The sequence below is a fragment of the Nitrosomonas sp. genome, assembly GCF_040240425.1.
GTDB lineage: Bacteria > Pseudomonadota > Gammaproteobacteria > Burkholderiales > Nitrosomonadaceae > Nitrosomonas.
On record NZ_QPHG01000038.1, the window covers coordinates 18,524 to 27,178 of the forward strand.

The 8,655-nt window shown below is 48.1% G+C and carries 11 protein-coding genes; 8 read left to right on the top strand and 3 right to left on the bottom strand.

The genetic code is table 11. From position 1 onward, the window contains the following. Positions 1–33: 33 nt before the first annotated feature. From amrB to DU481_RS12665, 7 genes are all read left to right on the top strand, one after another. The gene (gene amrB / locus DU481_RS12635; RefSeq protein WP_350135070.1) at positions 34–816 is read left to right on the top strand and encodes an AmmeMemoRadiSam system protein B; all 783 of its coding nucleotides are present in this window, start codon (positions 34–36) and stop codon (positions 814–816) included. Positions 817–827: 11 nt separating this feature from the next. Continuing rightward, positions 828–1,424, top strand: coding sequence for an AmmeMemoRadiSam system protein A (gene amrA / locus DU481_RS12640; RefSeq protein ID WP_107803040.1), 597 nt, complete (start codon positions 828–830; stop codon positions 1,422–1,424). After that, the gene (gene amrS / locus DU481_RS12645) at positions 1,417–2,514 is read left to right on the top strand and encodes an AmmeMemoRadiSam system radical SAM enzyme (RefSeq protein WP_350135073.1); all 1,098 of its coding nucleotides are present in this window, start codon (positions 1,417–1,419) and stop codon (positions 2,512–2,514) included. Before amrA ends, amrS begins: the two co-directional genes overlap by 8 nt. Next, on the top strand, positions 2,511–3,140 hold the full coding sequence (locus DU481_RS12650) for a dienelactone hydrolase family protein (protein WP_350135076.1): 630 nt from the start codon (positions 2,511–2,513) through the stop codon (positions 3,138–3,140). The genes amrS and DU481_RS12650 overlap by 4 nt, the downstream gene beginning before the upstream one ends. Before the next feature lie 214 nt (positions 3,141–3,354). Then, the gene (gene sixA, locus DU481_RS12655) at positions 3,355–3,807 is read left to right on the top strand and encodes a phosphohistidine phosphatase SixA (RefSeq protein WP_350135079.1); all 453 of its coding nucleotides are present in this window, start codon (positions 3,355–3,357) and stop codon (positions 3,805–3,807) included. Between the two features lie 24 nt (positions 3,808–3,831). Then, positions 3,832–4,389, top strand: a complete 558-nt coding sequence (locus DU481_RS12660) for an rRNA large subunit pseudouridine synthase E (protein ID WP_350135082.1) — start codon at positions 3,832–3,834, stop codon at positions 4,387–4,389. Positions 4,390–4,695: 306 nt separating this feature from the next. Next, the gene (locus DU481_RS12665; RefSeq protein ID WP_350135084.1) at positions 4,696–5,886 is read left to right on the top strand and encodes a DesA family fatty acid desaturase; all 1,191 of its coding nucleotides are present in this window, start codon (positions 4,696–4,698) and stop codon (positions 5,884–5,886) included. A gap of 75 nt (positions 5,887–5,961) precedes the next feature. Here DU481_RS12665 and rpmG read toward each other — a convergent pair whose 3' ends face one another. From rpmG to radC, 3 genes are read right to left on the bottom strand one after another with little or no spacing between them, the layout of a single operon-like run. Next, positions 5,962–6,117: a 50S ribosomal protein L33 gene (rpmG, locus tag DU481_RS12670; RefSeq protein WP_013966630.1), complete on the bottom strand. Its 156-nt coding sequence runs from the start codon at positions 6,115–6,117 to the stop codon at positions 5,962–5,964. A gap of 35 nt (positions 6,118–6,152) precedes the next feature. After that, a complete protein-coding gene (rpmB, locus tag DU481_RS12675; RefSeq protein ID WP_090320891.1) occupies positions 6,153–6,389 on the bottom strand; it encodes a 50S ribosomal protein L28 in 237 nt (78 codons plus the stop codon). A 58-nt stretch (positions 6,390–6,447) separates the two neighbouring features. After that, complete coding sequence (gene radC / locus DU481_RS12680; protein WP_350135088.1) at positions 6,448–7,122, bottom strand: RadC family protein; 675 nt, start codon at positions 7,120–7,122, stop codon at positions 6,448–6,450. 209 nt (positions 7,123–7,331) lie between these two features. Between radC and coaBC the strand changes: the two genes are divergently transcribed. Continuing rightward, positions 7,332–8,552, top strand: a complete 1,221-nt coding sequence (coaBC, locus tag DU481_RS12685) for a bifunctional phosphopantothenoylcysteine decarboxylase/phosphopantothenate--cysteine ligase CoaBC (RefSeq protein ID WP_350135091.1) — start codon at positions 7,332–7,334, stop codon at positions 8,550–8,552. Positions 8,553–8,655 lie beyond the last annotated feature (103 nt).

Sequence of the window (8,655 nt, forward strand, 5' to 3'; positions counted from 1 at the left end):
TTATGTTCACGCTACAACTGGAGAAGAAGTAACATGACAACGAGTCGTTCACCTGCGGTTGCAGGATTGTTCTATTCTGCTGATGCACGGCAGCTTTCGCAGGATGTAAACGATCTGCTGGCGGAAGCTAAATTCAATGATTTTAAACCCAAAGCACTGATTGTTCCGCATGCTGGGTATCTGTACTCGGGTGCGGTTGCCGCCTCGGCGTATGCCAGTCTGCGGACCGCCGCTGCTACGATCCGGCGTGTGGTGCTGCTAGGTCCGGCGCATCGTGTGGCGGTGCATGGTCTGGCTTTACCCGGCGTGGATGTCTTTGATACACCACTGGGTAGCGTAAAGCTGGATCAGGAACTCGCTGCGGCGATTGCGCGTTTTCCGCAAGTGACGGTCAGCAGGGAAGTGCATGCCTTGGAGCATTCCCTCGAAGTGCAATTGCCTTTTTTGCAGCGTGTGCTGGGTGATTTTACTTTGTTGCCACTGGCAATTGGCTGGACATCGGCAGAAGACGTAGCGGAAATATTGGAGCAGCTGTGGGGCGGCGAAGAAACCTTGATTGTGATCAGTTCCGATCTGTCGCATTATTTGCCTTATGCTGCCGCACAACGTATAGACAATGAAACCGTGCAAGCGATATTACAGTTACGGCAGCCGATTGCACACGATCATGCGTGTGGCAGCATTGCGATCAACGGGCTGATCATCGCAGCGCAACAGCATCATCTGACACCGCATTTGCTGGATTTAAGAAACTCCGGAGATACCGCGGGATCGCGCGATCGAGTGGTGGGTTATGCGGCTATGGCCTTTAATTAAGGGGGTGGAATATGACGGGTGCGATTGAAAAAAATGAGCAAGGAAAAATACTGTTGCAAATCGCACGCACTGCTATTTGCCAGTCTTTGCGCGTAGCCTGCATCCCGGCGCCGGTGGATGGCCATATGTTTTGGCTTTCCCGGCCGGGCGCAACATTTGTCACACTGACGCAGCGCGGTGAGCTGCGTGGCTGCATTGGTTCCTTGCAAGCGTGCGATCCGTTGATTGACGATGTGAGTAACAATGCCATATCGGCCGCATTGCACGATCCGCGTTTCATGCCCTTGGCGGCGGACGAATTGGACAAAGTGAGTGTGGAAGTATCATTACTTTCCGAACTGCAAGCGCTCAGCTTTCGCAGTGAAGCCGATGCGCTCGCGCAATTGCGTCCGGATATTGACGGTATTGTGTTTGAATGCGGGCCTTATCGCAGTACATTCCTGCCCCAGGTATGGGAAAGTTTGCCGCAACCGGAACAGTTTCTTGCCAAACTGAAATCAAAAGCCCGCCTGCCGGAAAATTTCTGGGCAGCCGATATCAAACTGTCGCGCTATACCGTCAGCAAATGGCGTGAAACCGATTATGTCCGGGAGGTTGCACATGGATGAGCCCATTAGTAGCGCTGAGCAATTTCCGGCCCAATACTGGCATTGGCTGGAGGATGGGCGCATTCAATGCGACTTGTGTCCGCGTGATTGCAAATTGCACGAAGGACAACGCGGCGCCTGCTTTGTGCGCGGACGCGCAGGCGATACGATGGTGCTGACAACGTACGGGCGCTCGTCCGGTTTTTGTGTCGATCCGATTGAGAAAAAGCCACTCAACCAATTTTATCCCGGTAGCAGTGTGTTGTCGTTTGGCACGGCGGGTTGCAACCTCGCCTACAAATTTTGCCAGAACTGGGATATTTCCAAATCACGCAGTTTCGACAAGTTGCTGGATCAGGCCAGTCCGGAAGCGATTGCGCGTTGTGCGGAGCAATATCACTGCAAGAGCGTGGCGTTCACATACAACGATCCGGTGATTTTTGCCGAATATGCGATGGATGTGGCGGATGCTTGTCATGCCATAGGGATCAAGACGGTTGCGGTGACGGCGGGCTATATTCATGCCCAGCCGCGGCGTGATTTTTTCGCCAAAATGGATGCCGCCAACGTGGACTTGAAGGCATTTACCGAAGCATTTTACGTCAAACAAACCGGATCGCATTTGCAACCCGTGCTGGATACGTTGTGCTACTTGAAGCACGAAACCGATGTATGGCTTGAGTTGACCACGCTATTGATTCCAGGGCTGAACGATTCCAGTGAGGAAATCACTGCCATGAGCCATTGGATCATGAAAGAACTGGGGCCCGGTGTGCCGCTGCACTTCAGCGCTTTCCATCCGGATTACAAGTTGGACGATATACCGCCAACACCGCCTGAAACATTGATCCGGGCGCGTCAGATCGCGCTGGATGCCGGGCTGCATTATGTGTATACCGGTAATGTGCACCATATCGAAGGTGATACGACCTATTGTCCCGGTTGCGGCAGTGCCGTGATTGTGCGCGACTGGTATGAGATCAAACAGTATCATTTGACCGCGGAGGGCCGCTGTAAAAACTGCAATGCCGCAATTGCGGGCCGTTTTGAACAATTCACCGGTCAATTCGGCCGGCAGCGTATTCCGGTCAGAATCGGAGCGGTGGCATGACCACGGTAAAAATTCCGGCTGGGTCAGTCGAGCTGAGCGGCGAGCTGGTGTTGCCGCCCGAAGCATCGGGCGTTGTGCTGTTTGCGCATGGCAGCGGCAGTAGCCGTTTTAGCCCGCGCAACACTTATGTTGCCGAAGTGTTGCAACAGCACGGTATCGGTACATTGCTGTTTGACTTGCTGACGCGCGCGGAAGATCAGGATTATGCCCAGCGTTTCGATATCGATCTGCTGACGCAACGTTTGCTTGCTGCCACTGATTGGTTGCAGAAGAATCCTGAAACGAAAGCGCTCAAAGCCGGGTATTTCGGCGCCAGTACCGGTGCAGCCGCAGCTTTGCAAGCTGCTGCCAAAATGCAGGATGCCATTGCTGCCGTGGTATCGCGCGGTGGCCGCCCTGATTTGGCGGGAGAGATTGCATTAAATCAAGTGACTGCGCCGACGCTGCTAATCGTGGGCAGCGCGGATCATGGTGTGATCGAGTTAAACGAACAGGCTTATGCTCTGATGACATGTGTGAAAAAGCTCGTGCTGGTGCCCGGAGCGACGCACTTATTTGAAGAACCGGGCACTTTGGAACAGGTTGCGCAGTTTGCCGCCGATTGGCTCTTGAACTGCTTGCGATAGTCAATGGAATTATAGTCAGATCTTTCGTTTGAGCGGTTTTGAGTCTGATAGTAGTAAATCAGTAAAAGATACCGATTTTATGGGATGAGTTGCGATGCCGGTTACATCAATAAGAAATTGAATGCCGCTTAATCGTCTACATGCTAATCTTTGCTGTGCAATTCTGACACATTACATTTAACCGTCCTAATTTTAGGACCTTAAGGAAATAGCAATGGAATTGATTCTGTGGCGTCATGCCGAGGCGGAAGAGGGGTTTCCCGATATGGCACGTCAATTGACCGGTAAAGGATTGGACCAAGCAAAACGCGTGGCGTATTGGCTTAAACCAAAATTACCGGAAAAAGCGCGGATAATCGTCAGCCCGGCCCGCCGGACGCAGCAGACGGCGATGGCATTGCAGCTCGATTTTTTAACAGATGCAGCGATAGGTCCTGGTGCCAGTGCTCGTGCCGTACTTGCCGCGGCTAACTGGCCTGATGCGGAAGGCACGGTGGTGATAGTTGGGCATCAACCGACTTTGGGTGAAATTGCCAATTACCTGATTCCGTCTGTTCCTCCCGGATTGCGCGTTAAAAAAGGTTCGGTGTGGTGGATCCGCTGCGAAGAAAAGGAAAATATAAATGAACCAGTACTGCATGCGGTGATCTATCCAGAAATGTTATGAACTGTCCAGTTCAATTCGGACATTATGTCTCGATTAATTCTATTTAATAAACCCTATGGCGTGATTTGCCAATTCACACCGGAAAGCGGGCATCAGTCGTTGAAAGATTTCATTCCATTACCGGGTTTTTATCCGGCAGGCCGATTGGATGCGGATAGCGAAGGCTTAGTGCTGTTAACGGATGATGGTAAGCTGCAGCAGCAAATTAGCGATCCGAAGTTTAAATTGCCCAAAACTTATTGGGCTCAGGTTGAAGGAAAACCGGATGAAATGGCATTAAATCAGTTGCGCCAGGGCGTCACTCTAAAAGATTACAAAACTCGGCCTGCGCAAGCTTTTCTAATGGATGAACCCAATCAACTCTGGCAGCGGGTACCACCTATCAGATACCGTAAAAATATTGCTACCACCTGGATATCTTTGATTCTGAGTGAAGGTAAGAATCGCCAAGTGAGACGGATGACAGCGGCGGTATTATTTCCTACATTGCGATTGATCCGCTACGCCATCGGTACATATACTGTGGAAGCTTTGGCGCCGGGTGAATGGCGCTTACTGGAGGATACCCAATGGAGTAAATGACGGTTGTTGAATTTTTCCGGTGGATGGAGAGAAGTTTTTAATGAAAAGTGAAGAAACGGCGTGTAGCTTAGTTTTGCTAAAACTGTAAATTTAAAGCAGATAATGAATTCAGATTAATATTTCATTTCTATCCAGTGTAGTATAGAATTTTGTATGAGAGTGTAATAAAAATTTAGTATTTCATAGAGAGTAAAGAAAGATGCAATTGCCGTTGGTAATGCCAAGCAGGCAATTGAAGTAGGCAGGTGGTTTGTTTTTATATATCGGCTTGCGCTTTAGTAAGCCCCTAAAAGGATGGTAATTTATATGATTTCTGATTTTCTGACATTGATTTCAGGTGTATTTGATATGCCGTGGTGGGGATATGTGGTCGTTACTTTAGTTTTGACGCATATCACAATTGCATCTATCACGATCTATCTGCATCGTCATTCAGCCCATAGAGCGCTGGAGCTGCATCCGATACCGAGTCATTTTTTCCGCTTCTGGTTGTGGCTGACGACTGGAATGGTTACCAAACAATGGACGGCGGTTCATCGTAAGCATCATGCGAAATGTGAAAGTAAAGATGATCCGCACAGCCCGGTCATTTATGGTATTAAGAAAGTTTTAGCCGAAGGCTCGGAACTGTACAGAGCAGAGGCGAAAAATGAAGAAACCTTGAAAAGATATGGCTACGGTACGCCGGATGATTGGCTGGAACGTAATGTTTATACCAAGCATAGTGCAAAAGGTGTGGCACTGATGTTGATTATTAATGTGATTCTGTTCGGTCCTATTGGTATTACGATATGGGCGGTGCAGATGATCTGGGCGCCGATTTTTGCTGCGGGTATTATCAACGGTGTTGGTCATTATTGGGGTTATCGCAATTTTCGCGCGGAAGACGCTAGCACCAACATTGTCCCTTGGGGTATTTTAATCGGCGGTGAAGAATTACATAATAATCATCATGCTTATGCAACCTCTGCACGATTATCCAACAAATGGTATGAGTTCGATATTGGCTGGCTGTATATCCGGACATTGGAAATCCTTGGACTTGCAAAAGTTAAAAAAATCGCTCCGAAATTGCGTATTGATAAAGCAAAAACCCAATGCGATTCAGATACATTGCAAGCTGTGATTTCTCATCGTTATGAGGTTCTTGCCAAATATACGAAATCGCTGAAAGCAACTTTTGCAAATGAAATGATTCATTTGAAAGAAGCGGCTGCGCAATACGGCGTGGATAACAATACCTTGAAACATTGGATTCTTGCCGATTCCAAAACATTGCAAGAGCACGAACGCGAGAAACTGAGTCAAGTGCTTAGTAATGCCAAAACATTGGATAAAGTGTATACCATGCGTGAAGAACTGGCCAAAATCTGGCAACGCTCTACAGCATCAACCGAAGAATTGGTTAAAGAGTTGGAAGATTGGTGCCGACGTGCGGAAGAAAGCGGTATCGAAGTGCTAAGAACTTTTTCCCAGCGGTTACGGTGTTATGCATAGTAACTAACTGAATAAAAGTTACGCAATAAAAAACCCGCTTCAGCGGGTTTTTTATTGCGCTCGTTGTTGCTGATATTATTTGAGCTTTGTTTCTTTATACTTGACGTGTTTCCTTGCAACAGGGTCAAATTTCATCAACTCCAATTTTTCAGGTTTTGCACGTTTATTCTTGGTCGTTGTATAAAAATGCCCCGTACCTGCCGAGGATTCCAGTTTTATTTTTTCACGCATAATGCTAACTCCTTAACTAACCTTCGGTGAGTTTCTTAAATGCCTTTACCTTCAGCGCGTAATTTTGCCAGTACTGCATCGATACCATTCTTATCGATAGTACGCAATGCAGCATTACTTAATCGTAAACTAATCCAGCGGCTTTCACTTTCAACCCAAAATCTGCGGCGTTGCAAATTGGGCAGAAAACGCCTTTTAGTTTTATTGTTTGCGTGAGAAACATTATGACCTGACATTGGCTTTTTGCCAGTTATTTCACATACTCGTGCCATGTTAGCGCACTCCAGAATTCTTAAAAACGAAGATTATATCCTGATTTGAGTAGTGAACTCAAATTAAATCATTCTCTGCAAATGAAAAAGCAGTGCCATTGCCTACAATAAAGTGATCCAATACTTTAACATCGATCATGGCCAATGCTTGTTTCAAGGATTGAGTTAATACTTTGTCCGCATGACTAGGCTCCGCAACCCCGGATGGATGATTGTGTGCGAAGATTATTGCAGCGGCATTATGATATAAAGCGCGCTTGACCACTTCGCGCGGGTAAACGCTGGCTTGTGTCAGTGTGCCGCTGAATAATTCTTCACTAGCGATCGTATGGTTCTTGGCATCGAGAAAAATACCGAGAAATACCTCGTGCTGTTTGTTTGCCAGACTTAAGCGCAGGAAATCCCGGACTAATCCGGGGGAATTCATTGCATTTCCGCTTTTCAACTCCTCGCCGAGTGAGCGCCGAGCCATTTCTAATACGGCTTGCAACTGTACGTATTTTGCAATACCCATTCCAGGTATTTGGCAGAAACTGGTTTGACTGGCAGCGAATACATTGGTTAAGCTGCCAAAATGTGAAAGTAATTCCCGTGCGAGATCCACGGCGCTTTTACCTGTAATTCCGGTGCGCAGGAAAATCGCCAATAGCTCGGTATCTGAAAGAGCAGTAGCGCCTTTTTGTAATAATTTCTCGCGTGGCCGTTCGGATACCGGCCAATTTGTAATCGCCATAGTGAATTGCTGAGTCATGTAAAATAAGAACCGCCGCCGGTATTCACAGATCGCTTGCGACCTGACCCGGAACAGCTTCAGTGGTAACTGATAGCGGCAACGGATGCAGCTCTATTGAGTAGAATAAATAAGTCATGTACCGGGTTGCGTATTATTTCTTGATTTTAGTATATTGATCGGATTGAGTTTATTTTGGAATTTTGCTTATGATGGCCGCATACGCGTCTTCTGCATCGAAAAAACGTTTGATACTGGGTGTAACCGGTGGTGTAGCCGCTTACAAAGCAGCGGAATTGGCCCGCCTGCTAACGCAGGGCGGAATTGATGTGCAAACGGTTATGACGCAAGCGGCTTGCCGTTTTGTCGGTCCCGTCACTTTCCAATCTTTAACCGGCAATCCTGTCTATACCGATCTATGGGATGCCAATGCCCTGCATAACATGGCGCATATCAACCTGTCCCGCGATGCGGATATGATTCTGGCAGCACCGGCCAGTGCTGATTTTATCGCCAAACTGGCCCATGGTATGGCCGATGATCTGCTAACGACACTTTGCTTGGCGCGAGATTGTCCGTTGATGATAGCACCCGCAATGAACCGGCAAATGTGGGAGAATCCGGCGACCCAGCGTAATTTATCCCTGCTGCGGCAAGATGGCATAAAAATAGTTGGTCCAGCCAGCGGCGAGCAAGCTTGCGGTGAAATTGGGATGGGCCGCATGCTGGAAGCGGATGAACTGGCCGAAGCAGTTCAGATGGTTTTTCAAACCGCTCCGTTGTTGCAGGGCAAAAACGTTTTACTGACCGCAGGCCCTACATTTGAAGCGATTGATGCGGTGCGAGGCATATCCAACCGTAGTTCCGGAAAGATGGGCTACGCCATAGCGCAAGCGGCAGCTGAAGCCGGTGCAACCGTTACGCTTATTTCCGGGCCAGTTTGTTTGGCGCCGCCTGCCGTCAGCAAACTCATCACAGTGGTTGGTGCCGAGGATATGTTGCGTGCAGTGCAAGCAGAAATAGCGCAAGCCGATATTTTTATCAGTGTCGCTGCCGTTGCGGATTACCGTGTAGCGCAGTATAGCCAGCAAAAGATAAAGAAGTCTGCTGGCAAGCTGCTGCTGGAATTGGTTCCTACCGTGGATATACTGGAAACGGTAGCAAACTTGCCAAAACCACCTTTCTGCGTCGGTTTTGCGGCGGAAACAGAGAATCTTGAAAAAAACGCCGCAATTAAGCGGCGCAAAAAGAATGTGCCGCTGGTGGTGGCCAATTTGGCGCAAGATGCGATCGGTTCCGATGAAAGCGAATTGATCTTATTGGATGACGCGGGTAAGCACATTCTTTCCAAAGCATCTAAAATAGAACAAGCACGGCGTTTGATCAAACATATCCACCTGCTGTACAACCCACCTAATAAAAAAGGGTCTTAGGAAGTTAAGCACTTACTAAAGTGTGCTAACTTTCTGAGATGAATGCCAAAAACAGATACTATTTTCGTTCTCGAATCAGAGAAGCAAAGTTCAGGCAACTTAT